28 protein-coding genes and 1 pseudogene are annotated in these 26,599 nt (G+C 46.6%); 22 read left to right on the top strand and 7 right to left on the bottom strand.

Features of this window, described 5'->3' with window-relative positions:
• Positions 1-19: 19 nt before the first annotated feature.
• The 14 genes from U5R06_05770 to U5R06_05705 all read left to right on the top strand — a co-directional run bounded on the left by U5R06_05770 (position 20) and on the right by U5R06_05705 (position 12,216).
• Positions 20-208, top strand: coding sequence for a ferredoxin (locus U5R06_05770; protein ID MDZ7722331.1), 189 nt, complete (start codon positions 20-22; stop codon positions 206-208).
• 205 nt (positions 209-413) lie between these two features.
• The gene (locus tag U5R06_05765; GenBank protein MDZ7722330.1) at positions 414-1,424 is read left to right on the top strand and encodes a TRAP transporter substrate-binding protein; all 1,011 of its coding nucleotides are present in this window, start codon (positions 414-416) and stop codon (positions 1,422-1,424) included.
• A complete protein-coding gene (locus tag U5R06_05760) occupies positions 1,384-1,869 on the top strand; it encodes a TRAP transporter small permease (protein ID MDZ7722329.1) in 486 nt (161 codons plus the stop codon). The genes U5R06_05765 and U5R06_05760 overlap by 41 nt, the downstream gene beginning before the upstream one ends.
• 31 nt (positions 1,870-1,900) lie before the next feature.
• Positions 1,901-3,205 (top strand): TRAP transporter large permease, encoded by a 1,305-nt coding sequence (locus U5R06_05755; GenBank protein MDZ7722328.1) that lies wholly within the window; start codon positions 1,901-1,903, stop codon positions 3,203-3,205.
• Between the two features lie 2 nt (positions 3,206-3,207).
• Positions 3,208-4,290, top strand: a complete 1,083-nt coding sequence (locus U5R06_05750; protein MDZ7722327.1) for a LacI family DNA-binding transcriptional regulator — start codon at positions 3,208-3,210, stop codon at positions 4,288-4,290.
• An 11-nt stretch (positions 4,291-4,301) separates the two neighbouring features.
• Complete coding sequence (locus tag U5R06_05745) at positions 4,302-5,081, top strand: SDR family oxidoreductase (protein ID MDZ7722326.1); 780 nt, start codon at positions 4,302-4,304, stop codon at positions 5,079-5,081.
• Positions 5,082-5,114: 33 nt separating this feature from the next.
• Positions 5,115-5,273, top strand: coding sequence for a hypothetical protein (locus tag U5R06_05740; protein ID MDZ7722325.1), 159 nt, complete (start codon positions 5,115-5,117; stop codon positions 5,271-5,273).
• A 24-nt stretch (positions 5,274-5,297) separates the two neighbouring features.
• Positions 5,298-6,149, top strand: coding sequence for a tetratricopeptide repeat protein (locus U5R06_05735; protein MDZ7722324.1), 852 nt, complete (start codon positions 5,298-5,300; stop codon positions 6,147-6,149).
• Between the two features lie 12 nt (positions 6,150-6,161).
• Positions 6,162-7,613, top strand: coding sequence for a decarboxylating NADP(+)-dependent phosphogluconate dehydrogenase (gene gnd / locus U5R06_05730; GenBank protein MDZ7722323.1), 1,452 nt, complete (start codon positions 6,162-6,164; stop codon positions 7,611-7,613).
• Complete coding sequence (locus U5R06_05725; GenBank protein ID MDZ7722322.1) at positions 7,522-8,361, top strand: alpha/beta hydrolase; 840 nt, start codon at positions 7,522-7,524, stop codon at positions 8,359-8,361. Before gnd ends, U5R06_05725 begins: the two co-directional genes overlap by 92 nt.
• Positions 8,362-8,378: 17 nt before the next feature.
• On the top strand, positions 8,379-9,083 hold the full coding sequence (locus tag U5R06_05720; GenBank protein MDZ7722321.1) for an amino acid racemase: 705 nt from the start codon (positions 8,379-8,381) through the stop codon (positions 9,081-9,083).
• Positions 9,084-9,104: 21 nt separating this feature from the next.
• Positions 9,105-10,361 (top strand): lactate racemase domain-containing protein, encoded by a 1,257-nt coding sequence (locus U5R06_05715; protein ID MDZ7722320.1) that lies wholly within the window; start codon positions 9,105-9,107, stop codon positions 10,359-10,361.
• A gap of 123 nt (positions 10,362-10,484) precedes the next feature.
• Positions 10,485-11,255 carry an SDR family oxidoreductase gene (locus U5R06_05710; GenBank protein MDZ7722319.1) on the top strand — a complete coding sequence of 257 codons (771 nt, stop codon included), beginning with the start codon at positions 10,485-10,487 and terminating at the stop codon, positions 11,253-11,255.
• A gap of 76 nt (positions 11,256-11,331) precedes the next feature.
• Positions 11,332-12,216 (top strand): hypothetical protein, encoded by an 885-nt coding sequence (locus U5R06_05705; protein ID MDZ7722318.1) that lies wholly within the window; start codon positions 11,332-11,334, stop codon positions 12,214-12,216.
• Positions 12,217-12,531: 315 nt separating this feature from the next.
• Here the strand turns inward: U5R06_05705 and U5R06_05700 are convergent, their stop codons facing one another.
• Positions 12,532-12,894, bottom strand: a complete 363-nt coding sequence (locus U5R06_05700; protein ID MDZ7722317.1) for a hypothetical protein — start codon at positions 12,892-12,894, stop codon at positions 12,532-12,534.
• A gap of 341 nt (positions 12,895-13,235) precedes the next feature.
• Between U5R06_05700 and U5R06_05695 the strand changes: the two genes are divergently transcribed.
• The 6 genes from U5R06_05695 (at position 13,236) to U5R06_05670 (ending at position 20,757) form a co-directional block, all read left to right on the top strand.
• Positions 13,236-13,961 carry a class I SAM-dependent methyltransferase gene (locus U5R06_05695; protein ID MDZ7722316.1) on the top strand — a complete coding sequence of 242 codons (726 nt, stop codon included), beginning with the start codon at positions 13,236-13,238 and terminating at the stop codon, positions 13,959-13,961.
• Positions 13,958-14,353, top strand: a complete 396-nt coding sequence (locus U5R06_05690; protein ID MDZ7722315.1) for a class I SAM-dependent methyltransferase — start codon at positions 13,958-13,960, stop codon at positions 14,351-14,353. Before U5R06_05695 ends, U5R06_05690 begins: the two co-directional genes overlap by 4 nt.
• Before the next feature lie 22 nt (positions 14,354-14,375).
• On the top strand, positions 14,376-15,332 hold the full coding sequence (locus tag U5R06_05685; protein MDZ7722314.1) for an NAD(P)/FAD-dependent oxidoreductase: 957 nt from the start codon (positions 14,376-14,378) through the stop codon (positions 15,330-15,332).
• 1,000 nt (positions 15,333-16,332) lie between these two features.
• Positions 16,333-16,674: a hypothetical protein gene (locus U5R06_05680; protein ID MDZ7722313.1), complete on the top strand. Its 342-nt coding sequence runs from the start codon at positions 16,333-16,335 to the stop codon at positions 16,672-16,674.
• 316 nt (positions 16,675-16,990) lie between these two features.
• Positions 16,991-19,048 (top strand): hypothetical protein, encoded by a 2,058-nt coding sequence (locus U5R06_05675; protein ID MDZ7722312.1) that lies wholly within the window; start codon positions 16,991-16,993, stop codon positions 19,046-19,048.
• Positions 19,049-19,251: 203 nt separating this feature from the next.
• The gene (locus tag U5R06_05670) at positions 19,252-20,757 is read left to right on the top strand and encodes a hypothetical protein (protein MDZ7722311.1); all 1,506 of its coding nucleotides are present in this window, start codon (positions 19,252-19,254) and stop codon (positions 20,755-20,757) included.
• A gap of 307 nt (positions 20,758-21,064) precedes the next feature.
• On the opposite strand, the gene U5R06_05665 is transcribed toward U5R06_05670, so the two are convergent.
• From U5R06_05665 to U5R06_05640, 6 genes are all read right to left on the bottom strand, one after another.
• Positions 21,065-21,745, bottom strand: coding sequence for a hypothetical protein (locus U5R06_05665; protein ID MDZ7722310.1), 681 nt, complete (start codon positions 21,743-21,745; stop codon positions 21,065-21,067).
• A gap of 137 nt (positions 21,746-21,882) precedes the next feature.
• Complete coding sequence (locus U5R06_05660) at positions 21,883-22,095, bottom strand: hypothetical protein (GenBank protein MDZ7722309.1); 213 nt, start codon at positions 22,093-22,095, stop codon at positions 21,883-21,885.
• A 113-nt stretch (positions 22,096-22,208) separates the two neighbouring features.
• Positions 22,209-23,456 (bottom strand): OFA family MFS transporter, encoded by a 1,248-nt coding sequence (locus U5R06_05655; protein ID MDZ7722308.1) that lies wholly within the window; start codon positions 23,454-23,456, stop codon positions 22,209-22,211.
• Positions 23,457-23,705: 249 nt separating this feature from the next.
• Positions 23,706-23,846 carry an Arc family DNA-binding protein gene (locus U5R06_05650; GenBank protein MDZ7722307.1) on the bottom strand — a complete coding sequence of 47 codons (141 nt, stop codon included), beginning with the start codon at positions 23,844-23,846 and terminating at the stop codon, positions 23,706-23,708.
• A 435-nt stretch (positions 23,847-24,281) separates the two neighbouring features.
• Positions 24,282-25,169 (bottom strand): DMT family transporter, encoded by an 888-nt coding sequence (locus tag U5R06_05645; protein ID MDZ7722306.1) that lies wholly within the window; start codon positions 25,167-25,169, stop codon positions 24,282-24,284.
• Between the two features lie 359 nt (positions 25,170-25,528).
• Positions 25,529-25,756, bottom strand: coding sequence for a hypothetical protein (locus tag U5R06_05640; protein MDZ7722305.1), 228 nt, complete (start codon positions 25,754-25,756; stop codon positions 25,529-25,531).
• A gap of 294 nt (positions 25,757-26,050) precedes the next feature.
• Between U5R06_05640 and U5R06_05635 the strand changes: the two genes are divergently transcribed.
• Both U5R06_05635 and U5R06_05630 read left to right on the top strand, forming a co-directional pair.
• A complete protein-coding gene (locus tag U5R06_05635; protein MDZ7722304.1) occupies positions 26,051-26,308 on the top strand; it encodes a type II toxin-antitoxin system RelB/DinJ family antitoxin in 258 nt (85 codons plus the stop codon).
• A pseudogene (locus U5R06_05630) lies at positions 26,250-26,570 on the top strand (type II toxin-antitoxin system YafQ family toxin). The gene U5R06_05635 and the pseudogene U5R06_05630 overlap by 59 nt, the downstream one beginning before the upstream one ends.
• The last annotated feature ends 29 nt before the right edge of the window (positions 26,571-26,599 follow it).

Here is a 26,599-nt window from a genome sequence, read left to right as displayed (position 1 = left end):
TTTAACTGGAGGATAAACAATGAAAGCTTCAATTGATGAAAGTCTGTGCACAGCATGTGAGCTCTGTGTAGATACGTGCCCCGATGTTTTTGAAATGGGAGATGATGTCGCGCAGGTTAAAGTAGATACAGTCCCTGCTGAATTCGAAGATGACGTCCGAGATGCAGCCGACTCTTGTCCCGCCGAATGCATCAGTATTAAAGAATAAAACATGTTTTGATAGGAAAGGCCGGTTTTTAACCGGCCTTTTATTCTCCCTCCTGCTGAATTTTCCTGATTTATAAGCGGATTTGGCTGCAAAATCCGCTTGACTTTGCTTTTTTTCAATAAATCACAAAACAACTCTTGACAAAGAAACCCTGAATAATTATATTAAACAACATTTTGAACCGGTTCAAATACAGGAGAATCCAATGAGACGTATAAGTTTATTTTTGGCAGCAGTGGCGCTGATTATCAGCGGCTGCGGAAACAATAGCGGTGTAACCAATCTGAAACTTGCACACGGGCTGGCCACCAGTCATCCCGTGCATCAGGGTATGGAGTACATGGCTGAAAAGGCGCTTGAGCTATCTGATTCGACACTTGTTATTCAAATTTATCCGAGTGAGCAGCTGGGCAACGAAAAAGAAACCCTGGAAAAACTTCAAATGGGCGCCATCGCCATGTGCAAAGTCTCAAGTTCCATGCTGGAACGTTTTGTCGAAGAATACAAAGTGTTTGCCCTGCCCTATCTGTTCAACAATGAAGAGCACGTATGGAAGGTGTTAAACGGCGACCTGGGGAAAGAAATTCTGACCGCAGGCGAGAGTAAAAAGCTCAAAGGACTGGTCTATTATGATGCGGGCGCGCGCAGCTTTTACACACGCGAAAAACCGATTCTGCATCCGGATGACCTAAAGGGCCTGAAAATCAGAACCCAGCAGAGCCCGATGGCCATGGATATGATCCGCAGCATGGGCGGATCCGCCACCCCCATCAGCTGGGGCGAACTTTACACATCACTGCAGGCCGGTGTGGTAGACGGCGCCGAAAATAATGTTCCCAGTCTGTATACGTCCAATCATTATGAAGTCTGTAAACATTACAGTCTTGATCAGCACACGGTTGTTCCGGATGTGGTTGTCATCAATACGACCGCATACGAACGGCTGTCCGAAGAACACAAACAAGTACTGCAGCAGGCTGCAGAGGCGTCTGTGTCCTATCAGCGTGAAATGTGGGATGAATTTGTCGAAAATGCCATGCAAAAAATGAAAAAGAAGGCTTGCAAGTGTATCAGCCGGACAAAGCCCCGTTTCAGGAACGCACCCGGTCCATGTATGATAAATTTGACGGAACCCGTATCGGGGAACTGGCTCAGGCTATACAAGAGGTGGAATAATGCTAAAACGCTTTTTGAACAAATTGTCTCGTGTCCTTGAATTTTTTACAGCCGCATCCATGGGAATTCTTGTCATCGATGTCTCCTGGCAGGTGATCACCCGGTTTATTCTAAAAGCTCCCAGTGATTTTACAGAAGAACTGGCTACTTTTCTCATGATCTGGGTTGGATTGCTGGGCGCTGCAGTTGCATACAACCGCAAGGCTCACCTGGGCATTGACTATTTTGTTGCCAAATTCAATCCAAGGAACCGTTTAATAGCAGAAGGAATTGTTAACTTTATGGTTCTGTTTTTTTCCGTATCCGTATTGTTTTACGGTGGCATACAGCTGGTGGTCAGGACATTTTCCCTGGGACAGGCATCCCCTGCCCTGGGACTGCCGCTGGGATTTGTTTATCTGTGCGTCCCGGTGTCCGGGTTCTTTTTGACCCTGTACAGCATTGAATATCTGCTAGAAACGATACACCAATTTAAATCGAACTGACACTTGCATAACCCGTTGATCGAGGTTTTCGATGAGTATTCCAATCATTGTTCTCATAGTGAGCTTTGTCATATTTCTTTTGCTCAATGTTCCCATTGCCTTTGCCATGGGCCTGGCCTCTTTTTTCACCCTGATTGCCATCGGCACCATGGACGGTGCAGCCATACTTTCAATGATCGCGCATACAACTGCAACCGGCATTGACAGTTTTGCACTGCTGGCGATTCCGTTTTTTATACTCGCCGGTTTATTCATGAGCCGGGGCGGAATTGCCAGACGTTTGATTGATTTTGCCAATGTTCTGGTAGGCCGGTACCGCGGCGGTTTGTCCTATGTCAATGTGGTCACCTGTATGATGTTCGGCGCCATCTCCGGGTCGTCTGTGGCTGCGGTTTCCAGTGTCGGCGGATTCATGATCCCGTTGATGAACAAAGAAGGATATGACAATGACTTTAATGCATCCGTCACCATCACTGCTGCAACTACGGGACTTTTAATACCGCCCAGCAACGTGATGATTGTCTATTCTCTCGCCACCGGCGGGATGGTCTCGATTGCGGCCATATTTATGGCCGGAATTCTGCCCGGCATCCTGATGGGCCTGGCGCTCATGATTGTCGCCGGCATCATTTCCATCATAAATGATTATGGACGCGGCGTGAAATTCGGACTCCGCGAAGGTGTGTTCAAATTCCTGGCCGCTATTCCGCCGCTGTTTCTCATTTTCCTGGTTCTGGGCGGTATTCTGAGCGGAATTTTTACTGCCACTGAGGCATCCGCGATTGCTGTGCTCTATGCTTTCTTTTTATCTGTGTTTGTGTACAAAGAAGTCAAATGGAAAGATATACCGGATATCCTTCTCCAGTGCGGTATTACCACAGCGGTGGTGATGCTGCTGATCGGTACATCCACAGCCATGTCGCAGGTGATGACTCTGGAAAATATTCCGCAGAAAATCAGTGATGCGCTTCTGGGCCTGACCAACGACAAGTATATGATTCTTTTGATCATCAATATCATGATGCTGCTGGTCGGCACGTTCATGGATATGACACCGGCGATTCTCATTTTCACTCCCATCTTTTTGCCGATCGTCACCAATCTGGGCGTACATCCCATTCATTTCGGTATTATCCTGATTATGAACCTGTGTATCGGTATCTGTACCCCTCCGGTCGGGACGTGTCTGTTCGTGGGCTGCGGAATTGCCAACACATCGATCACCCGCATTCTTCGGCACATTCTGCCGTTTTTCCTGGCCATGATCATTGTACTGTTGATCACAACCTATTTACCGATTATTTCACTGTGGCTGCCCAACTTGTTTAATTTATAATTATGAAACGATCCCATCGACATATTACGATCAGCGATATTGCCAGAGAAGCCGGTGTGTCCAGGGCTACGGTCTCGGGTGTTTTGAATAACAATCCGGCTGTGGCTTATAAAACACGCGAACGTATTTTAAAAATTATCGCAAAGCATAATTACAGTCCCAATGAAACAGCCCGGGCTCTGGCCCGTCAGCATACCGGCATGATTGGATTGGTGGTCAAGGATATTTCCAACCCGCTCTATTCCAGCATCTCACTCGGTGTGGAAGCGGCTTGCTCAAAGAGCAAATATAATGTTGTGATCGGTAATACGCATACAAAGCCGGAACAGGAAGTTGAATATCTAAAGCTTTTAAAACGCAGGCGTGTGGATGGTATCATTATCCTCCCGCTTCAGAAGGAAAGCGATCTCGAAATGTTCCACGAACTCGAACAGCGCAAACTCCCGTTTGTGCTGTTAGGTGATCTGGAAGGTGTACAGGCCCCGCTTGTGCGTGCAGACGATATCACGGGCGCCTACAATGCCGCCTCTCATTTGTTGAAAAATGGCTATCGCCGTCTTTTGTACCTGTCCGGCCCAAAAGAGTTTATGGCCAGCGACCGACGCAGGCAGGGCTTTGTCAAGGCGCATCAGGATTTCGGTATGCCGGTTGATAAAGACCAAATCAGGGTGTGCGGCTGGCGGATGCAGGACGGCTACTGCACCGGGACTGAATATTTTGAGCAAATCAAAAGCCGTTTTGATGCTGTTTTCTGTTACAACGACACAATCGCCATCGGTTTGATCCGGGCGATGCTGGAAAAAGGTATCCGGATACCTGAAGAAATCGGAGTGATCGGCTTTGACGACTCTGAATTCGGGAATTATATCACTCCCGGACTCACCACAGTGGCGCAGCCGGCTTTCGATATCGGCTATCGGGCGGCGGAGATACTCATCGATTGTATTAAAAATGACAATCCCCCTAATACCGAAACCACGCTCCTAAATACGACCCTGATGATTCGTGAAACCTGCGGATCATATCGAAATAATGGCCGAAAATACATGGCGATGGGATGTAATCAAGAATTGGATCAAACCTGAAAGGAGTTATTTTGAGTTATATTCAAGAATTGTATCAGCTAAACGGAAAAACCGCAGTGATCACCGGTGGCACGGGAGTGCTGTCCCAGGCGATGGCTGAAGGACTTGGAAAGGCGGGTTGCCGCCTGGTGTTACTGGATATCAATGCGCAGAATTGTGACGCCGAGGTTGAGCGTCTGCGAAATATGGATATTGAGGTTGAAGCGCTTGTCTGCAATGTTCTGAACCGCGACAACATTGAAGAATGCGCGCAGCATATCGCTACAACCCGGGGTGAGCCGGATATTCTCATCAATGCGGCCGGTGTCAATTCCTCCACCCCCTTTTTCGATATCACTGAAGCAGAGTATGATAAAATTATGGGCGTCAACCTAAAAGGCACATTTTTCGCCTGTCAGGTTTTCGGGCAGCGTATCATAAATGCGGACAAGCCGGCCAGCATCATCAATATTTCTTCGGCTTCGTCCGGTCCTCCGCTGTCCCGTGTCTGTTCTTACAGTATCAGCAAGGCCGGTATCAATAATCTGACCCAGTTTCTGGCCCGCGAATGGGCACAAAAAAAGATACGCGTCAACGCCCTGGCGCCCGGCTTTTTTCCGGCGGAACAAAACCGAAAGATTTTGACCGAGGAGCGTGTTAAAGACATTATGGGACACACGCCGATGAACCGCTTTGGTGATCCCAAAGAGCTTATCGGGGCTGTCATCTGGCTGGCATCGGAAAAGGCTTCCTCTTTTGTTACCGGTTCCATTATCCGAGTGGACGGCGGTTTTTCAGCCATGACCATTTAACCCGTTAATCGAAAACAGCAAAAGGAATGCTCTATGAAGCAATTATTGGTGATACTGTTCGGTTCTCTTTTCGCTCTGTTTGCGGCCTGCGGCAAGTCAACTGTGTCATTTGTCGATTCTCATAAAACAGCGCTTGAGCTGGCAGGTGCAAAAAACAAACCGGTGCTGGTTGATTTTTATTCGCCGACCTGAGGCCCCTGCAAAAAGCTGGACCAGTTGGTTTTCCAGGATAAAGAACACGCACAAAAGATTAACGAGCTGTTTGTCGCTGTAAAAATTGTTAAAAATAAAGGAAATTATAAAGAGCTCCGGGAATTGTACCATATGCGGGGATTTCCGACCGTCATTGTGCTGGCCCCGGACGGATCGGAACGCGACCGTATCGTGGGATTTGCAAACAATCCGGACAAGTATATGCAGAAACTGACAGACTATGCACACAACCGGAACACATTGTCAATGCTGCAGAAAAAGTATCGGCAAGATTCCATGGATGTCGAAATCACGTTTAAACTCGCTGAAAAATACATGGATCGGTTTGAAGCGAAAAACGCACAACCCTATTTCAGACGCGTGATAAAGCTCACAGATGATCCCGGTGACAAATATGCACAGCAGGCGTGTTACCAGATCGCCACGTATCAGGCCCGGAACCATCAGAATGATGCCCCCTTGCTTGAACTGATTCCGCAACTTGACCGGGAAAAGAAAAGCGATGCGTACGTTACTTTGGCCCGTTCCCATAATGCTCAGGCGGACACACAAAAGACGTTCTATTATTATGAAAAAGCCCTAAAAGAGCTGCCCCGGGATGCGGGATTGATGAATGCCTATGCCTGGACCGTATTTGAATACAAATATCATAAAAAATACGACCGGGCCATCCAGGTAGCGGAAAAAGCGGTCAAACTGGACCCTGACAATTCTTCCATTTGGGATACCCTGGGATGGCTGTATTATGCCAACGGCGATACGACTGAGGCCATCAGGGCCATGCAGCAAGCATTCGACCTGGATCCGGACAATGAATACTATCGAGATAATTTGCAGACATTTAAAAAACAATAAAGGAGTAATAAAATGGCAGAACATGATATCGGCATCATCGGTCTTGCGGTGATGGGAGAAAACCTGATTTTAAACATGGAAAGCAAAGGGTTTAAGGTTGCCTGTTATAACCGAACCACCTCCAAGGTGACTGATTTTGTAGAGGGCCGGGCCAAGGGCAAACAAATCAAAGGCTGCTATTCCATTGAGGAACTGGTACAAAGCCTGAAGCGTCCCCGGCGCGTTATGCTGATGGTCAAGGCGGGCAAACCCGTGGATATATTTATAGACAAGATAATTCCCTATCTGGAAAAAGGCGATATTATCATTGACGGCGGCAACAGTCATTTTCCCGATACCATGCGCCGTACCGAATATCTGGAAGAAAAAGGATTGCTGTATATCGGCACCGGGGTATCCGGTGGTGAAGAAGGCGCGCTAAAAGGTCCATCCATGATGCCCGGCGGTTCTCCGGACGCGTGGCCGCATGTAAAAACTATTTTCCAGACCATTGCCGCCCATACTGATGACGGTGAACCCTGCTGCGACTGGGTTGGTGAAAACGGCGCCGGTCATTTTGTCAAAATGACCCATAACGGTATCGAATACGGTGATATGCAGATGATCAACGAAACCTATGCCATTATGAAACGCGGGCTGGGCATGAGCAATCAGGATATGCACCAGGTTTTTTCCGAATGGAACACCGGAAAACTGGACAGTTATCTGATCGAGATCACTCGGGATATTTTGAACTATAAAGATGAAAACGGCGAGTATGTGCTGGACTATATTCTGGACACGGCGGGACAAAAAGGCACCGGCAAATGGACAGCCATCGAAGCGCTGAACCAGGGCCAGCCGACCACGCTGATCGGTGAAGCGGTGTTTGCGCGAAATTTATCCGCGTTAAAGGATGAACGCGTTGAAGCATCAAAACAGTTAAAAGGTCCGGACACTCCATTCACCGGTGATAAAAAACAGTTTATACAGGATCTGGAACAGGCCCTCTATGCTTCCAAGATCGTCAGCTATGCCCAGGGATTTCAGCTGATGCGCGCTGCTGCGCAGGAATATAACTGGAATCTGAATTACGGCGGTATTGCCCTCATGTGGCGCGGCGGCTGTATCATCCGTTCCGCATTTCTGGGAAAAATCAAGGAAGCGTATGAACGCAATCCGGAACTGGTGAATTTGCTGCTGGATCCGTTTTTTAAAGACGCGATACAGGAAGCGCTGCCCGGATGGCGCCGTGTGGTCGGCAAAGCATTCGAAATCGGTATTCCCATCCCGGCTCTCAGCACAGCGCTGGCATTTTACGACGGATACCGCAGCGAACGCCTGCCTGCGAATCTGCTTCAGGCGCAGCGCGACTATTTCGGCGCCCACACGTATGAGCGTATCGATAAACCCCGCGGCGAATTCTTCCATACAAACTGGACCGGTAAAGGCGGACAGACATCCGCTTCAACTTATAATGCGTGACAACGAACAGTCTACGGCTTTGAGATTTTGTTCTTTCCTGATCATTCTCGTCTCTCTAATTTCCGGGTGCTCCAACGGTTTTCAATACCATTGGCAGCACCCGGATACGACCGGCAGAGAATGCGTTGTTCTGGTACACGGACTGCGGGCAAACAGCTCGTTCATGCACAAACTTCAAGATATGCTGGTCGATTCCGGATATCATGTGCTCAACCTCGATTATCCGTCGTCCAAATATAAAATTCAGGCATTGGCAGACACTGCGATAGGTGTGGCACTGGAAGAATGCAAATCCGAATGCGATACTGTACATTTTATCGGTCACTCGATGGGCAATGCGTTGATACGCTATACCCTGCAGAAACCGCATCCCTGCCGGGTCCACCGGATTGTGATGATCGCGCCGGTCAATCAGGGAAGCGAACTTGTAAGCCGTCTGAACTGGGTTCCGCTTTTCGCAAAACTGAACAGTCCGGCCGGCATGCAGCTGGGCAGCCGGAAGGACAGTTTTGTCAATTCACTTCCTCCTCTTGAACACGAGACAGGTATCATTGCCGGCAGCCGAAGCATCAATCCCGTTGCATCTTTGATCATTCCGGGCAAAGATGACGGAAGGGTATCGATCGAAAACACAAAAGAAAAAGGTATGAATGATTTTATAATTGTACCGGCCAATCATCATGTTATCACAAAAAAAGACAGCACGATAAACTGTGCCGTGCGTTTCATTCAACACGGTCATTTTTGACCGGCAGAAAGGCTATCATGACAACAATGGGTATGATCGGGGGCCTGGGACCCCAGGCGACCATTTATTATTATCAGCGCATGATTGATCAGTTTCAGAACACATATGATAAAACCGGCTTTCCTCATATCATTATCGAAAGCCTGAATATCAAAACTTGTCTCGAATTAAGCTCAAACGGTCGCTGGGATGACTTGGCAAAAGGCCTGACGGAGCGTTGCGATGCATTGCTGAACGCCGGAGCACATTTCGGATTGATCGCCTCAAATACGCCGCATAAAGTGTTCGATCAGATTCAATCACAAACCCGACTGCCGTTATTGAGTATTCTGGATACCACCCGGACCTATCTGCAGGAGCACCGATTCAAAAAACCGCTTCTGCTCGGTACCGGTTTTACCATGAAATCAGATTTTTTCACTAAAATATTAAAACAGGTGAACATCCATCCTGTTGTCCCCGATGAAGAAAGCATTGTCTGGATTCATGATAAAATATTTTCAGAGATTGAATTCAATATTATAAAACCGGAAACCAAAAAACGTTTTATCGAGATTATTGAAAAACACAGACGCATGGATCATGTGGATTGCGTCATTCTCGGCTGCACGGAATTGCCGTTAATTATTCAAAGCCGGGACACAGATCTGCCACGGGTGGATACCGCTGAAATTCACGCAGATTCAGCGGTGAGTCGATATCTGTATTTGGAACAATCATAAACCAGCAAATAAGGATAAATTATGAACTTTAAAGCAACATCTGATACCCCCCTGACTGAGGAGCAGATCAAACAGGTTGTGCATCAGGCGTTTGAACACTATTCTGTCGATAATGAAAAGGTGCTGGTGATCATACCGGATACAACACGCACGGCGCCCATGCCGACGCTGTTCAGGACCCTGCATGAGCGCCTCGGCAAAACAGTTGAAAAGTTTGATATTCTGGTGGCGCTTGGCACGCATCCGCCCCTGTCTGATGCCCATCTGGAATCTCATCTCGGGATCCAGCTGTCGGATTTTCCGGATGTGGGATTTTATAACCATCACTGGGATTCCCCGGAACACTTGTATTCCGCCGGTACCCTGCCCGAATCTAAAGTAAGCGAATTATCGGGCGGCATGCTGCAAGAGACGGTGAACGTGACACTGAATAAACTGGTACGCGATTATGACAAACTGATCATCATCGGCCCTGTTTTCCCTCATGAAGTTGTGGGCATGTCCGGCGGCAGCAAATACCTGTTCCCCGGTATTTCCGGCCCGGATTTTCTCAATCTGTTTCACTGGCTGGGTGCGCTGATCACCAGTTCCGCACTGATCGGTAAAGCAGATACACCTGTCCGTCGTGTGATAAACGAAGCGGCAAAGCTTGTGAAAGTAGACCAATTCACACTGAACCTGGTTATGGACGGCAGGGATATGAAAGGTCTGTATATCGGAGATTCAACCGATGCATGGAATGAGGCTGCTGAACAATCACGGAAAATGAACACCATGTTCAAACCGCATCCGTTTGATCGTGTCCTGTCCTGCGCGCCGGAAATGTATGACGATCTCTGGACCGGCGCCAAGTGCATGTACAAACTCGAACCGGTGGTTGCAGACGGCGGAGAACTGATTATCTATGCGCCGCATATCACAGAAATTTCGAAAACCCACGGCAAGCTCATCGAACAGATCGGTTATCATGTGCGCGATTATTTTACCAAACAATCGAACCGGTTTAAAAACATTCCCGGCGGTATCCGCGCGCATTCCACGCATGTCAAAGGACTGGGTACATTTGAAAACGGAATCGAGACCCCGCGCATTCAGGTGTCTCTGGCCACCGGCATCCCCAAAGAAATCTGTGAACAAGTAAATCTGGGATATGTCGATCCGCTCAGCATCGATGTCGACAACTGGGGCAGAGATGACGAGCGGGCTTTGATCGTACCGCATGCCGGTGAAAAACTGTACCGGCTCGAAAATGATCCGTTCGGTCTTGACAGTCAATAAAGAACAGCCAAACCGGCACTCGTCCTTTACGACTGAAAGCAGCGGAACCGGGTACAGCAAAGTATGTGCCCGGGATGTAAATCATAAAACAGAAATCACCTGACCCCACAACGGAGTGCCATTTTGAGCTATATCAATGATCTATACGAGTTGAATGATAAAACAGCCGTCATTATCGGCGGAAAAGGCGTGCTGGGCAGTGCCATGGCCGACGGCCTCGGCAAAGCCGGATGCAAACTGGCCCTGCTCAGCCCGTCTGTCACCAAAGACGACCCAAACGTGCAGAAACGGGATGCGAAAACTAAAACCTTTCAATGTGATGTGCAGAACCGCTCGGAACTTGAACACGCGGCTGATGAAATCGTTGAAACCTGGGGCGAACCGGATATACTGGTCAACGCAGCCGGTATCAATTCAACCACGCCGTTTTTTGATATCACGGAAGAAGAATATGATAAAATTATGAATGTCAATCTAAAAGGCACGTTTCTGGCCTGTCAGGTATTCGGCAAACATTTTCAAAATTCCGGAAAACCGGCCAGCATTATTAATATTTCTTCCGTAACATCCATTACGCCTTTATCCAAAGTATTTACCTACGGGGTCAGCAAATCCGGGATCAATAATCTAACCCGGTTTTTAGCCAGAGAATGGGCAACGGATCAAATTCGCGTCAATGCCATTGTACCGGGATTTTTCCCGGCCAAGCAGAACCGAAAGATCCTGACCGAGAAACGGATAAATGATATTATGCGCCATACCCCCATGCAGCGTTTTGGCGAGCCGGAAGAATTGATCGGCGCCGTGCTCTGGCTGGCCTCGAAACAAGCCTCTTCCTTTATCACCGGCGCTATCATTCCTATAGACGGCGGATTTACAGCTATGACCATATAGTATTCATCCGGCATTTGAAACAATTTCTCGGCAGCTTCGTATGGAAACATATCAACATGAATGACGGGAGACTGCTATGTATTTGAGAATGAATTGGCTCATTGTTTCAATTGTTATTATTTCGTCCGGCCTTGTATCAGCCCGGGGATTCGGAATCCCCTCGGATCACTGGGGAATCGGTTTTGGGAATACACCTGAATTCAACGGGCTGCGCATTAATTTCCAGGACCACAATGTCCGGCAGGTGAACGGTATCAACATCACCCTTTGGAAACCTTCAGAGGAAAACATAAACTCTGAAATCAACGGACTGTCTCTGGGCCTCATGCCCGGCGGCGCCCGGCTGCGCGGTGTACAGCTGGGACTCGTGGGGGTGGCGGCTCAGGAATCGGCTCATGGTATTAACATGGGACTCCTCGGCGCCGGCAGCGGCGGTGACTTGAGGGGCATTAATATCGGCGGAGTCGGATGCGGCGCCGGTGACAATATGACCGGACTCAATATCGGCGGAGTCGGATGCGGCGCCGGCGGTGATATCAAAGGCATCACACTGGCAATGCTCGGAGCCGGAGCCGGAGATAAAATGTCCGGTATACAGATCAGCGGACTGGGCTGCGGCGCTGGCGACGAGCTAAGAGGCATTTCGTTTTCCGGTTTGGGCGTGGGTTCGCCGAAAATACGAGGTTTGTCTTTCGCAGGCGGATTCGTCGGCGGCAGCGATGTCATAGGAATTGCCATGGCAGGCGGAGCCGTTTTGGTTAAAGACGACAAAGGGCCGGCAGAGTTTAACGGCTTGGCTGTCAGTGCCTGCAATCTGGTCAAAGGCACACAAACCGGATTGTCGATCGGTATCGTCAATGTTGCAGACACGCTGAACGGCGTACAGCTGGGCGTGATCAATGTGGCCAATAACAATAAAGGAATTTTCAGAATTTTGCCGTTTCTGAATGCGCATCTATGAGATTAAACGCAGCTACATGCGTTATCAATAATTTGGGGTTCAGACTAAATGTCGCCCGGAATGATATCCGGGCCGTTTCACACCTGTAAGACATTTGCTGTAAACAGGTTTATAAAGACATTAAATAACCGTTCTTTTTTCCTCTACATCTTAAAATCCGCATAGGGATTTGAACCGTCCCAGTCAATGTCGATGCCCACTATATCACTGTAGAATGGAAGCATTTCCTTCAAATTCGAAACAACAAACCAATGATATCAAAACGGATACTCATATTTTGAATCCTTTCCCGAGCGCAAACGTAATCTGACGGTTCTATCCCAGCATCCATGCACCAGTTATACCGATGCCGCTGCCGAGAACAGCCGCGAGTACCAGCATGGGCACGATCGCTTTTTTATCATGCGGAACAACGATAATCATAATGCGCTGCGAACCCTCCGCGGTATGGAATTCTGTTTTCATGTCGCGCAGGATATAAAGGCGGTAGACCTGACGCCTGCCGTCACGCTGATAATCGGCTTGAACCGGTCCGCAAATGGTCGGTACTTTGATACGACTTGATGTCAATGTGCCGGGCTGCGGCTGGATGCGTGCTGTTTGAATCCCGTTTGCAACGAACGAATCGCCTTCCTGGATCAGGATTCCGAACACGTCCCTGCCGAAATCGATAAACACATGACCGTCTTTGATTTGGACAATCCTATTTTAAAGATATATAGTCGAATTAAAACTCGTCCTGTTTGCCGGATTCAATTAAAAGATCCGGCATCCGGGTACAGGTTAAAGGAAAAGCCATACACAGCAGCAACAGGTGGCGTTTTTTCATGTTAAATTTCACAGCATTGATAACGTTTAAAATAAAAAAACAAACCGGAAATAATAAACTGAAACACAGTCGGCGTTCAGGATATACCCTGCCAAAACATCGATGACATTTTTTCAAATTTTACAGAATTTTTCAAAACCTGAACCTGTTGCAATAATTAAAGCCAGAGACCTATTTTCAGGAGGAGACCATGTTTAGGGAAGAATTACTGTTTCGCAATCTTTTGGAAAAAGCGGATATCAGGGTCAATGGTGATCGTCCGTTTGATATCCGGGTGAACCATCCGGATTTCTACCGGCGTGTGCTGGCCAAGGGGTCAATCGGACTTGGCGAATCCTACATGGATGGCTGGTGGGACTGTGAACAGCTGGACGAGTTTATCAATCAAGTCATCCGCGCCGATCTGCCGTCACAGATCAAGGGCAATCTGAGCCTGTTCTGGCATGTGCTGCGCGCCAAACTGTTCAATCTGCAAAGTCGCGGCCGCGCTTTCAACGTCGGTAAACATCATTACGATATCGGCAATGATCTTTACGAGGCCATGCTGGACAAACGCATGAACTATACCTGCGCCTACTGGAAGGATGCAGAAAATCTTGACCAGGCCCAGGAGAACAAACTGGATCTGATCTGCCGGAAGATCGGATTGGAACCGGGCATGACGGTTCTGGAACTGGGCTGCGGATTCGGCGGTTTTGCCGGATATGCGGCCGAGAAATACGGCGCCGAGGTCACCGGGGTGACTGTATCGCGAAAACAGGTCGAATGGGCCAACGAACATTATTCGCATCTGCCGGTAGATATCCAATTGCAGGATTACCGCAATGTAAGCGGTCCATTCGACCGCGTCATTTCTATCGGCGTCATGGAACATGTGGGACATAAAAATTATCGCACCTATATGGAAACCGTATAGACCGCACCCTCAAACCGGACGGTCTGGCCTTTTTTCACACCATCGGCGGCAATCTGAGTTTGGCGATTACCGATCCCTGGACCACCACGTATATATTCCCGAACGGACAGCTGCCGTCCATTGCCCAGCTGGCAAGTGCTATGGAAGGATTATTCATTGTCGAGGACTGGCACAATATTGGACAGGATTACGATCCGACGCTGATGGCCTGGTATCGTAACTTTGAAAACGCCTGGCCGGACCTAAAGCATACATACAGCGAACGCTTTTACCGCATGTGGCGCTATTATCTGTTGAGCAGCGCCGGCGGATTCCGGGGCCGGCACAATCAACTCTGGCAGGTGGTTATGAACCGCCCGCACCGCGATCAACCGGACTGCCGCAAAAGCTGACATTCTGAATGGAGAATATGAAATGATCGACCGAACAGCCATTATTGTCGGCGGCGGACCCGCCGGAGCCAGTTGCGCACAGGCCTTGAATCACGCCGGCATCGATACATTGATCCTGGACAAACAATCCTTTCCCCGCCCCAAACTCTGCGCCGGATGGATCACGCCGCGGGTGTGGAGAAAATTGAACCTGAACCCGCGGTCCTATTCCGGCAGTCTGACGTTTTTCGATCATCTGCATGTGCATATATACGGACGCTATATTCCGATACCGACGCGACAGTACGCAATCCGTCGACTGGAATTTGATCATTTTCTCCTGAACCGCGCCGGCGTAACGGTCGAAAAGCACCGCGCTGCAGACATCAAGCAGGAAAACGGTCGATATGTCATAGACAACAGATTTCGCTGTACCTATCTGATTGGCGCCGGCGGAACCGGCTGTCCGGTGTACCGCACGTTTTTCCGAAACGCGTCACCGCGGCCGCGCTCCTCTCAGATTACAACGCTGGAACTTGAGTTCAAATCAAGCTATGAGGATACACGCTGTCAGCTGTGGTTCTTTGAACAGGGACTGCCCGGTTATGCCTGGTATGTGCCCAAACAGAACGGCATTATCAATATCGGTATCGGCGCCAAAGCCTCTCCCCTGCTGTCCGAACACCGGTCCATCCAGTATCACTGGCAGCAGTTTGCCCGCAAGATCAAGGAGGAGAATCTCATTGATATTCTTCCCGATCCGCCCAGAGGGCATACGTATTTCCTGCGCCACCGCGTCCCCCGCCTGCGTCTTGGCAATGCATTCATCATCGGAGACGCCGCCGGCCTCGCTACTCTGGACATGGGCGAAGGCATCGGACCGGCTGTGGAAAGCGGCCAGCGCGCCGCAAAGGCGGTTATCAGCGGCGGACGTTATCACCTGCGCGGTATCCCCCGCTACAGCATCCTTGATATATTAAAACACGTTATAAAAATGTAGGGCGACGAGTTCGTCGCCCGTGAGCGTCGGGCAGGTTTTGCGCCCAGACCACCCCGGTCCGCATTGCAAATTGTGCTGATTTTGATGATTTTACGCTTCTCATTCCCCCATTCTATGGGGGAATGCCGTCGAGACACTCTGTGTCTCGGCGGCATTCATTTATACGTATAAACACTGCTCTTGATTACGTACAATCCGGGCATGGATCATCCTCTCAACGGCGGCCATGTTGAATAACACGAACCTCCTTCGTCCGCGCACCGCCCATGCGTCAACACCGGGCTCTGAAAAGAAAGCGTCCGTTAGCTGGCGGACACTAACGGGAGGGTTAGTGGCAAAGGTTAGGATCAAAAGTGAATATTTTTTACAAAAGCATTGGATTCAAGATTAGAACCGGGCGCTTGAGCGTCCTTTCGTCTCTGAGCCCACGGACCGTATCCGCCCACAGGCTGATTCATTCGTGGACGGTTGAACGTTGCGGCAGGGAAATGCCTCTGTGTTACTCATTCCCGTATATGAGAGATACAATTTGGATGCTCTGTATCCCGGATTGTATGCCGTACCGGATTCGGAATTCGGGTCACTGCTGATTTCCAATCTTGTCATTTTTAATTGTCATGCGCATACGACTGGACACTGCATGTCTGGACTCTGCCCAAAACTGACAGAATTAAGTAAAGCGTTAATTTTTCTTGAATTTCATTCAATTAATCCTTGACTTTGATGAGTTTTTTATTTAGGTTTTAAAGGCAATAAAAAATCTCACCTGCACATTGCATCTTTGAAATCCACACAGCTCTGTTGATATGTGCATTTAATATTCTGCGGCCAACAGTCGCTAAATGTCCCGGGGGTCATGAGGAATAGGTTGCTCAATCGGTGTTTGGAGCGGTTGAGTAGAGTGAAAATTTTTCGCAGTTCTGTATTTTGCATCAATGCTTTTAGGGCAAAGTATGCTCAATAAGGCAAATTATTATTTGATTACAATAAGGGAGGAGACATGAATTATCGTATTTTAATTCTCATTTTGTTTTTCAAGTCTATTTTGTTTGCTGCGGAATTTAGTGTTCCGATTGGCAGTGAAAAAAATACTTTTTCTTTACGCATCAATAATGATCTGTATCGAAGTATGACAGATGTTGCTGTTAAGGTCGTTCATTCTCCTGAATGGGTAATTTTTGAGGATTCCAGTATTTTTATAGAAAAAATTGATCCTCAGAACAGCAAAGTTGCAGAATTTTATTTTGATGTTGCGAATGATATGACAGGCCAAACAGGATCTATAGTTATGGATGTAGTCGATCAATTTGGTCATAGGTTCCATCGTTATAAATTCAATTGAAAAGCAGAGCTTGCTGTAGAATGTGCTGAATTACTTCCTACAATTCCGAATCCTGCTAATCCAACAACAAAAATTTCTTACTGCATTCCCCATCAAAGTCATGTTCAAGTTGACATTTATAATGTTTTGGGGCAACGAGTTCGTCGTCTGATAGATGAACATCAGGCTTTTGGACATCGGAACATTATCTGGGATGGTCGGGATGGCACCGGTAGTTCGGTTTCAAGTGGAGTATATATTGTTTTGTTGAAAATTCAATCAAAGGATCATTCACAGCAATTAAGCAAAAAAATCATTTTACAAAAGTGAGGATGTTATGGAGGGTAAATATTTTACTTTGATAATGATGTTATTTCTACCGAGTCTGTTTAATTTAGTTGATGGACAGGTGATCATAAAGGATGAGATCTCGATTTCAAGACCGGAATTCTTTGAGGATATTGCTCTCTCAGGTGATAGCCTTCAATCAATTAAATCTGAAGCAGGATTATCTAAAACCTGGGGGCAGCAACCACCTTATATTTATATGCCTTGCGATGGTCGTTTAATTGTGACTATTGTAGGCGGTGATGCCGCAGCAAGACTTGATCTATATTTATGGCAACCGGAAAAAATTCTAATAGCTCAAAATGCAAATTCTCACCACGGATTACAATGGACTTCATCGGGGTATACTAAATCTACACGTATACTATTTGATATGTATTGGTGGTATCACGGCAGCAGTTGGTGGTGTTATGGATATAGAGTGGAAAAAGTAAGTAATCTGGAATATTTGTTATGGTTTGAAGATTTATATGTTTCTCCATTATTTGAAGATTTGATTGTCAAGGTAGAAATTGATACGACCGTGTCACTTGATCACTTTGATGTCACTTTAAAACCGGATACAATAAAGTATGCAGAAAAGACAACAATAAAGATTCAGGGCAAAGATAAAGATAACAACAATGTGGATATGGGTATTTCTGATATAGTCAATGTGAGAATGGATTCAACGGGCAGCAATTATGGTACACTATTGGGTATTTTTTCAATGCCTTGTCCGGGTAATATATTAAATATCAATTACAAGTATGCTCGAGACAATGGCGCCGGATATGTTGCTGATAAAGAACAATTTGAAAAAGATGAAAAGGTAAAAATAGTGGTGGAAGTTCCTGGCGAACCGGAAATTCGCGGGGAGGCAATGCTCTATCTGGATGCCGAGAATACAATAGAGTTTTTGGATGCATCAGAAAATCCGACAGATAACCTTCAGATTTCATTATGGGACGGAGCGTATCCCGGGGGAACGTTTATGAGCAATTTTATTGACAATGATTCACGGTGTTTTTACATTCGGGTTCACGATGATGAACGGAATCTGGATCCCGGGCAAAAGGAAACCATCACTGTAGAGATTGGCACAGATTTTGGAATTTTATGGGATCCTCCTTCATTTGATAACCTTCAAGAGATAACGCTGGAGGAAACGGGAGCCAATACAGGTATTTTCAAATCCGAAGCTCAGTTAATAACGTCGCCGGACCTTGATGAGGTCGCGCCGAATCAAACAGATGACGGCTATAAACACGGGTCAATGTATTCTGCCGAGGCTGTGCCTGACGAAGATTTCAATGACCGTACTCACCAGTGCTATCCGGGAGGAGAAGTGATTGTCAACTATCAACCCGCGGGCGGAGCGGATGTGCTGCGACAAACAGTTTCCGTGATGCAGCCTAAAAAATTGTATCTGCGCTGTTATGTGCTGCAGGAGGCATTTAAAGATATAGGATATATAGCTGCGACTGGGGAAAGAATTGGCAAAGACAATGACGAATTTGATTGGGAAGGCAAGGAACGGGGAGAGCCTTTCAGCCCCGGTGTACCCAGTGAACCCTTTTTAGATGCTAGTTCAGGAGATTGGTTCGAGTTTAAAAGTGGAAATGAACTCTCGACTCTTAGTGATGGCCGGGGACCGGCTTTCAAAGACCGATATATTGATGCTTCAATAAAACGGGCAAAAATTGCCTGGGCACAAGCAGGAATCTATATCTTAAAAACGGATGTAATAAAAGGAGCTGTTTTTGATCATGAAAATCTTATTCCTTTATTCGAAGATGGCCGGGCTGATTTTCCGCCGTTGAATCAATTAAATCGAGATGGAAAAGATTTCGAAGCATTGCGTAAGGTGTTTGAAAATAAACTGGAATTTGATTTGAATCCGGATATCCTTCATGTGGTGTTTTTAGGAACAGAATTCAAAGATATCAATGATGATAGTCCGGGACGATCAGCAACTCTGGGACTTTGTGGCTTTCCCAGTCTGACCTCAAGGCACCCTTTTTGGCGATGGGATGATTGTTTTGCATTTATTGAACCCAATAGTTAAACGTGTTCTTGCTCATGAAATCGGGCATGCTCTCACACGAAAAGGCGATATACATAATTATCGTCACATTTTTTTCCCGCAGACACCAATACCCGGACCTGATACTGATGTCCGAACTTTTCGCAGGATTAGCCGGGAAACCTATCAGGATTGTATGATCAGTCCATTATTAAAGTAATGATAAAAAGAGAGGAAAATAAATCATGCAAAGAAAATATTTTTCAAATATTATGTTGGTCATTGTATTGATATTTACACATAATTTATTTTCACAAATCAGTGAAGAACAGGCTCGTCAGGATATGCATGACGTGGTCAATGTTGATGATTATATTTACAGCGTTCAGAACCCGGAATATCAGCAATTGAAACAAAAACTGAAAAATCATCCGGATGTATATATTGATATTATTGAACAAGAGATACATCTCCCCCGGGATTTTAGCCAAATATGCTCAAATTCCATTCTTAAATATGGCGATCACATTGGATTGCTGTTCTTTTTTAATACAGGACGGTCACGGGATCTGTTGTATGAACAATATCAGTTACAGTCTGCTTTATTGCGAGATATTCGTCATCAGGTAAAAAGATTGAGAAAGCTTGATTATCAGCATCCGGATTACGAACAGGCCGATTGTGCGTATCAAACGATTATGCTAATGCAGTCAGATTTCATCAAGAACACAACGTATTATCGTGACTCCCGCTATATTGAGCCCTATCTGGAGCGGTTTGGGGAGATAGAATTTGGTCTGGATACCAGTATTCTAGAATATTTTAGAGTCGTCGCCCTGGATAATCCAGAGGTGATTACCCGATTAAAGCAATACTATTTTGATCCTGGAACAGAACGCTGGGGTAATCCTGAAATCGAAGAAACCTTGATAAAAATGGGTCACCCCAATATAGATACCGTTGCCACGTATTCGGTCCTTGCGCTGCGCTCAATCCGGTTGTCCCAAAACAGTCAGCTATTATCCGGATTTGCCGCGATTCAGGAAGACACCTGTTCGGACATTCAGGATGCACATATGGTCATTGAAAATAATGCCCGGGTAGCTGACAGTTGTGATGTGTTTGCTCCGAGTATACAAATCCGACCAAATGCTGAGGTCTATGGAAATGTCTATACCAATCATCTAAGTAACCGGGGAACGATTACCGGCGCCATATCACGGTCATTGGGATTTCCGATTCTTTATCATGGTCTGCCCGCATTCCCGGACATTACCCCGGGCACGCGGGATATTGATCTGAAACCGCATAAAACGCATACATTGTCATCCGGTTCTTACCGGGACGTTACTCTCAAACCCGGCTGCACCCTGATTTTGCGCGGCGGCGATATCCGGCTGCGCAATCTGCGTCTGAGCAATGACTGTGAGATCAGGGCAAAATCACCGGTCCGGGTATTGATTTCACAGAGTTTTGAAACCGGCAGCAACTGTGTGATCGCCTCGGATCGTGTGTCGGCCTCGGAAGTGCTGTTTTATATTGCCGGATCCGGAAAGGACCGGGGCAATCCGCAGGCGGCCGCGACGATCGGCAACGGCAGCCGGGTGCAAGCCAATGTCTACGCGCCGAACGGCCTCCTGCACATCCGCCAGCACTGCGAGGCCACGGGCGGATTCATTGCCCGGGATGTGCTGGTGGGCAACGGCAGTGTGGTCCGGCTGGATAACGGGTTTGAGAGAGTGTTTGAGTGAGTGTTGACCAGCTCGTCGGCGGAGTCCGTGCTGCTTGTTATGATTCGTCTTGTTTGTTTGGGTGCACGGACCACCCCGGTCCACCAGAGCCGGACGGCGTCCGCATCTGACGAACGTCCCCTCCTTGGAAAAGGAGGGGAGATTTGCGGATTGCAGATCAAGTAACTTTTTTTGTTATGTGTTTTTTTGCCGGGTTCACCTCCCTCCTATTGCCTCCTGACAGAGATGGTACGGGCGGGGTTTCGCAGGGTAACAGGTAGAATCAGAAAAAACTGTCAAAATGAATACGTAATGATTCGGCTTGTCATTACGCATCATGCAAGGTATACGATTGAAAATAGGCGATCAGGTCATTTTTCGATACTTTTTCCTGAAAATCAGTGACGAGATCCTGAAAATCAAACCATTTGTGGGTTTCCAGTAAATATTTATTGATCACAATAATGGGATTCTCATATGACAGGCAGCGATTATCAGCATACATGGCTCCGCCTTCATTCAACAGCCTCGTTTTCGAATCTCCCCATACGCGGTACGCCATCAGGTGAAACAATTCATGCCGGAAATACGGTCTGGTCTCTGAATTATAAACAAACAGCGCCAGATCGTCCTTTCGAATCGACAATCCCTTGTAATTATGCCCGAACAACCGCCCCATTTCCTCTCTTGAATCAAGCATGATCAAATGAACTCCTTTGGAAAGACGATCCATTTCTAATAAGGTTTTGATTCTTAAAATAGCCTCTTCGATCTGTATGAGTAAACCTTCGATATGCCTCTCTGAATAGCTGTCCCTTTTGCAATATAATATATATTCACTGCGTTTGTACTCGCGCAGGGGTCCCAGCGTATCAAGGATCGACATTGTCAGTGCTGTTTTTGCGGGATATTTTATGGAATGTTCACGATTGGATATGGCGTGGTTGTCAGATGTTTCTGAACAACCGGTCAATAATAAAACCGAGATGATGAGGACGATGTTTTTCATGTTCAATTCCCGGGTGGTTTTACAGAGCTGTGCGCGACGAACCTCTGCAAATTGTTTGGATTTGCTTAAAAAATGACCTGCAATATTTTATGAATTAAAGCTGTCAACCGACTGTCAGTTAATCGTTTACGTGATTGTTAACCGTCTTTATCAGGATGTTTCATATAAAAGAGAATGATGCCGGCCATCAGTCCAAATGACGCACCTATAGCAGGTCCGTATGCCGCACCCATTGAGATATTCCCCAGGGCTGCTCCGACGGCAACACCGATGGACACGCCTGTTCCCGTACCCAACGCCAGGCCCAACCCGATATAGAATGCAAAATTACGATTTTCGTGATCAATCATTTTTTTCTCCATGATATAACGGCTGATCAATGATAAAGGAATTTGTGAATAATAAAAAAAAAGCCCGTATCCGGGCTTTTTTTTTGCAAATATAAAGAGGACGATTTTTCAGCTTACGCCTTTTGAGGCTTGACTAAAAATGCAAAACCTGCGGCCACCACACACAACACCCCGCAGATCGTAAAGGCCAACGGAAAATTGCCAAGATCGCCCAGCTTTCCACCCATGATCGGGCCTGCAATCCCGCCCACGCCGTAAGCGAGGAAAACCCATGGGTAGTTCTGTCCGATATGTTTGGTGCCGAATGTATCGGCTGTCAGTGTCGGGAACAGTGAAAAGTTGCCGCCAAAGTTAAAGCCAATCAACGTGGCAGCGATAAAGAGCAGGCCCGGTGTACCGGCCATCTCTGTAAAAGCAAACATCATAATACCCTGTGTGGCGCACATAATAATCACAGAGAGCTTGCGGCCGAGCTTGTCGGACAACGTGCCCCAGGCAATACGACCGATGCCGTTGGCAAGAGAAAAGAAAACAGCCATGGCCGTACCGGCGATTGCACTTGCTTCTACGGCGGATTTTCCGCTCGCCTGCAGAGCTTCGAGCGGAAAAAGCTTCATCAGACCGATCGTCATCAGGCCGGCGCCCCCGCTGAACACAAAAATGAAAAAAATCAGGTAAAAAGACGGAGTTTTCAGCATTTGATTGGGTGTCAGGTTGACATCCGCCGCCGTCTGTCCGGGCTTGGCTTCAGGAGGTACCCAGCCTTTGGGCTTCCAGTTTTCCGGCGGAAAGACCATCCAAATGCCACCGACCACAACCATGACAAGAAAAACGATGCCGTAAATGGTGAACGTATGGCTTAGCCCCACATTGGCAAGAAGCCGTCCCCATTCGCCGGCCAGTTTCACCCATAACATGGCGCCGAACCCGAAACCGGCCACAGCCAGTCCGGTGATCAGGCCCTTTTTATCCGGAAACCAGCGCATGCCGACCGCGATCGGCACGACATAAGCCAGGCCGATCCCCGAGCCTCCCACAATACCGATGAACAGGATCAGCAGCAACGGATTCGTGCCGCCGACCAGTCCGCCCAGCACGTAACCCAATCCAAGCACAATACCGCCTGAAATGGCCAGTTTTTTCGGACCGACTTTGGGCATCATCTTTCCCGCGAGCACCATGACGATCGCAAAAGATGCGAGACCCGCTGCAAAGACATACTGAGTTTCCGCCTTGGTCCATCCCGCCTCTTTCAGGGCTGTTGTGAAAACAGACCAGGCGTAAATCGCACCAAGCGCCAATTGAATCAAAATAGCGCCGACTACCGCCAGCCACCGGTTCATAACTTTTTCTTCAACCATGCTTCACCTCGATGTTTTTATGCTATTTAAAAATATGTGCATCTCTTCTGTGTATGCACTGCCAATTTTTTCTTGTAAAAATATAGTGTGTTCCGGAAATGCTTTTATCAGGTTGATATGTCTTTTTCCCCTGGATAAAAAAATAGGATATAATATTTGTATCAGCGACGATCACAATCGGCCCTCGTTTTTGATGTGGTGCAATTCCTCGTCAGTCAAATACGGCAGTTGAATTTCTTTCCCTCGTCTTTAAAGGGGGTCCGGAAATTGAGTTTTATCGATTCGTCTGTTTTTTATCGCTTTTTCAATGCAAACGATAATTTCGTTATTCAAACTGCGGTGATTAACCGCAGCGGCTTTTTTGAGATTCTCGTAAAGATCATTCGGAATATTTTTTACCGTAATATTTGCCGTGGCAAAAAAACCTCATATTTACATCTTTACAATACCATATTGAAATCTATAAAATATTTCAATATATGCAAGACTTTTTTGTTCCGGCCTATGCATAAAAAGTAATTTTATTGATCGTCTCGAATTTGAATTCATAACTTTTCTTGCATTTCTATAAATATTCGTCTCATCAATCTCGATCTTCATCCAAAAATTGGTGCCTGTCGGCCAATCAAACTAGATACGCGATTCGGTTTCTCCCGATTTCTCTATTTTATGATATCTTTTAGTTATAAACATGTCGAGCCGTGACAATCAAAAGGGAATCGGGTCAGGTCGTTTTTAATGATCATCTGCACTCCGAACTCGCTTTTAAACCGGTCCATTTTAATTGACTCTTTCACCGGGTACTATTTCAGACAAAACCAGTGATTAGAAAAAGTCCGACCATCGAGTTTTTGAATATACGCTCAGTGCAGTCACTGTGAACAAAATCAATCCCATACCGAATATTTGCAGACCGACCAGGTTTTCATTCAAAACCACAACGCTGAATAGAGACGCAGTGACCGGCTCAACCATTGCCACAATTGAGGCCACGCCCGGCGCGGTATGATTCAGGCCGACGATATAGAGAATAAAGGACAATCCTGCGCCAAGTATCCCCAGCACTGCGAATAGTGGCCAACTCGGTGTGTTCAGCACTGCCACGGTCTGCCCGGCATCACCCGGCCAGATGAGTACGGTGACCAGGACCGCGAACGCAATCACGAGAATCGCCTGAGGGCTGCCGTGTGGCGCCGCATACTTGAATCCGAAAATGAATACCGCATAGGACAGGCCTGAAAGCAGTCCGGCGCCGATGCCGACCAGTGTGACGCCGTCGACTCCTGTCTCGTAAAACCGTGTAAGCAGCACGATGCCAAGCATTACCATCGTGATCGCGGCCCACTTTAACGGAGAGGATCTTTCCAGCTTGAGTATAAAGGATATGAGATAAACCCACACCGGTGCACAGTACATCAGCGTCACCGCAACCGCGACACTGCCTTTCGCAATACTCACAAAATAGAAAGCAAAGTTGCCGGATACCCCGAGGCCGGCAATCACCGACCAGAACCATAATCGGCGATTTGCCAATCCGCTGCCGCCCGGACGCAACAATAGCCAAACGAGAACAAATAACAGCCCGATCGCGCCCCGGTAGAACGACACCACGAACGCGTCCCAGCCGTTGGTTATGAGAATGCCGCCGATCCCGCCCGATACCCCCCAGCATAACGCCGCCAGTATCACAAACGCCGTACTGATATTCTTCATGGGTCTCCATGTTGTTTGATCAAGGGAATCCGCACGGCGGTGGCCATTTCCATATCGGATTGGCCGTCCGCCCTATTCTGCTTGTAATTCTTTGTCCATGAGCCGAATTGTTCTACGCAGCACATATATCTATGGAAGTTATATTAATGCCATCGCTATTCGGGGTTTTCATGCTCGTCCATATTTTAATTTCCGAACTGATAACTCTGTCCGAATCAGCAATGTAGAGTGTCCAAAAAGGAGACTTTTTCAGTTTTACAAAGAAAGCTTCTTCATTACCATTAATGACACCTTGACCTGTAATAGACACGTTTTCGACCTGATGGGCATAAATGATTCCATAATGAACTGGAGGATAATCAGGCGCTTTGTATTTCAATTTTCTTGAGATTTAATTCATGATCGTCTATTTTCGGGAATTCTTCAGCTTTGTTAACCCCATCGATAAAATTTAACCATGGATCATTTTCAGGTATCAATACCAGCAAGTTATTAATCTTGTTTATTTTGACTGAATCAACATCTAAACGATAGTCTTTTTGGCAAACGAATAGCTTGACTATTTCCTGATTTAAATACTTTTGCATTTATCCTTTTACATCTCCAGTATATACATCAATATATACAATAAAATTTTAGTTTTCAAGTTTTTTAGCCATAGCGGCTAAATCAGTGGTTGATTACAAACCGAGATTCAACTGAAAATAAGAGATTCCAGCAAGCGTTAAAATCTTAAAATATCTGTTTTCAACCCACTGCATTTTTGGGTTAAATGCTCTCTTTCAAGATTAATAGAATTATGAAAACTTTTTCTCGCAGATTGCGTTATATTTTTTTTATATTTAATGTACTGACAATTGTATTACAAAAGGAGCAAAATCATGGCTAAAACAGCGATTATTCAGGCTCGAATCGAGCCTGAAGTTAAAAATAATGCTCAAAACATTCCAAGTAAACTTAATATTACGATGTCCGAAGCTATTTCCATTTTCCTGACACAAGTTACATTAAATCGAGGAATACCGTTTGATGTTAAAATACCCAACGACCTGACTTTTGATACCTTGTTAAAATCTGAAAATGAAAAAGAGGTTCATAAAGTATCTTCGGTTGACGAATTATTTGAGTTGGATAGTTGACCATCTATTATACCAGCCATTTAAAAAAGATTACAAACGAATAAAGAAACAGAACAAGAACCTTGAAAAACTTAAAACTGTTATCGAATTACTTTCTTCCGGTGATGTCTTGGAGGAGAAATACCACGACCATCAACTTGCCGGAAAATGAAAAGACCACCGTGATTGTCATATTGAGCCTGAGTGGCTTTTAATATATCGTTTAACCTCCGATTCTTTATATTTAGAACGTACTGGATCTCACTCCGACTTGTTTGGGTAATCTATATCAGTTAACACGTTGCTCACCGT

The sequence above is a fragment of the candidate division KSB1 bacterium genome, from assembly GCA_034521575.1.
Taxonomy (GTDB): domain Bacteria; phylum Zhuqueibacterota; class Zhuqueibacteria; order Residuimicrobiales; family Krinioviventaceae; genus JAXHMJ01.
This window is presented reverse-complemented; position numbering and strand designations above follow the sequence as displayed.

Bases quoted from the DNA above. Each gene is read 5' to 3' on its own strand.
- U5R06_05675 (MDZ7722312.1), top strand. From the start codon at position 16,991: ATGGAGGGTAAATATTTTACTTTGATAATGATGTTATTTCTACCGAGT.
- U5R06_05665 (MDZ7722310.1), bottom strand. From the start codon at position 21,745: ATGAAAAACATCGTCCTCATCATCTCGGTTTTATTATTGACCGGTTGT.
- U5R06_05670 (MDZ7722311.1), top strand. From the start codon at position 19,252: ATGCAAAGAAAATATTTTTCAAATATTATGTTGGTCATTGTATTGATA.
- U5R06_05720 (MDZ7722321.1), top strand. From the start codon at position 8,379: ATGACAACAATGGGTATGATCGGGGGCCTGGGACCCCAGGCGACCATT.
- U5R06_05655 (MDZ7722308.1), bottom strand. From the start codon at position 23,456: ATGGTTGAAGAAAAAGTTATGAACCGGTGGCTGGCGGTAGTCGGCGCT.
- U5R06_05685 (MDZ7722314.1), top strand. From the start codon at position 14,376: ATGATCGACCGAACAGCCATTATTGTCGGCGGCGGACCCGCCGGAGCC.
- U5R06_05640 (MDZ7722305.1), bottom strand. From the start codon at position 25,756: ATGCAAAAGTATTTAAATCAGGAAATAGTCAAGCTATTCGTTTGCCAA.
- U5R06_05765 (MDZ7722330.1), top strand. From the start codon at position 414: ATGAGACGTATAAGTTTATTTTTGGCAGCAGTGGCGCTGATTATCAGC.
- U5R06_05660 (MDZ7722309.1), bottom strand. From the start codon at position 22,095: ATGATTGATCACGAAAATCGTAATTTTGCATTCTATATCGGGTTGGGC.
- U5R06_05770 (MDZ7722331.1), top strand. From the start codon at position 20: ATGAAAGCTTCAATTGATGAAAGTCTGTGCACAGCATGTGAGCTCTGT.
- U5R06_05695 (MDZ7722316.1), top strand. From the start codon at position 13,236: ATGTTTAGGGAAGAATTACTGTTTCGCAATCTTTTGGAAAAAGCGGAT.
- U5R06_05760 (MDZ7722329.1), top strand. From the start codon at position 1,384: ATGCTAAAACGCTTTTTGAACAAATTGTCTCGTGTCCTTGAATTTTTT.
- U5R06_05635 (MDZ7722304.1), top strand. From the start codon at position 26,051: ATGGCTAAAACAGCGATTATTCAGGCTCGAATCGAGCCTGAAGTTAAA.
- U5R06_05740 (MDZ7722325.1), top strand. From the start codon at position 5,115: ATGAAGCAATTATTGGTGATACTGTTCGGTTCTCTTTTCGCTCTGTTT.
- U5R06_05725 (MDZ7722322.1), top strand. From the start codon at position 7,522: ATGAGCGTATCGATAAACCCCGCGGCGAATTCTTCCATACAAACTGGA.
- U5R06_05750 (MDZ7722327.1), top strand. From the start codon at position 3,208: ATGAAACGATCCCATCGACATATTACGATCAGCGATATTGCCAGAGAA.
- U5R06_05715 (MDZ7722320.1), top strand. From the start codon at position 9,105: ATGAACTTTAAAGCAACATCTGATACCCCCCTGACTGAGGAGCAGATC.
- U5R06_05705 (MDZ7722318.1), top strand. From the start codon at position 11,332: ATGTATTTGAGAATGAATTGGCTCATTGTTTCAATTGTTATTATTTCG.
- U5R06_05680 (MDZ7722313.1), top strand. From the start codon at position 16,333: ATGAATTATCGTATTTTAATTCTCATTTTGTTTTTCAAGTCTATTTTG.
- U5R06_05755 (MDZ7722328.1), top strand. From the start codon at position 1,901: ATGAGTATTCCAATCATTGTTCTCATAGTGAGCTTTGTCATATTTCTT.
- U5R06_05645 (MDZ7722306.1), bottom strand. From the start codon at position 25,169: ATGAAGAATATCAGTACGGCGTTTGTGATACTGGCGGCGTTATGCTGG.
- gnd (MDZ7722323.1), top strand. From the start codon at position 6,162: ATGGCAGAACATGATATCGGCATCATCGGTCTTGCGGTGATGGGAGAA.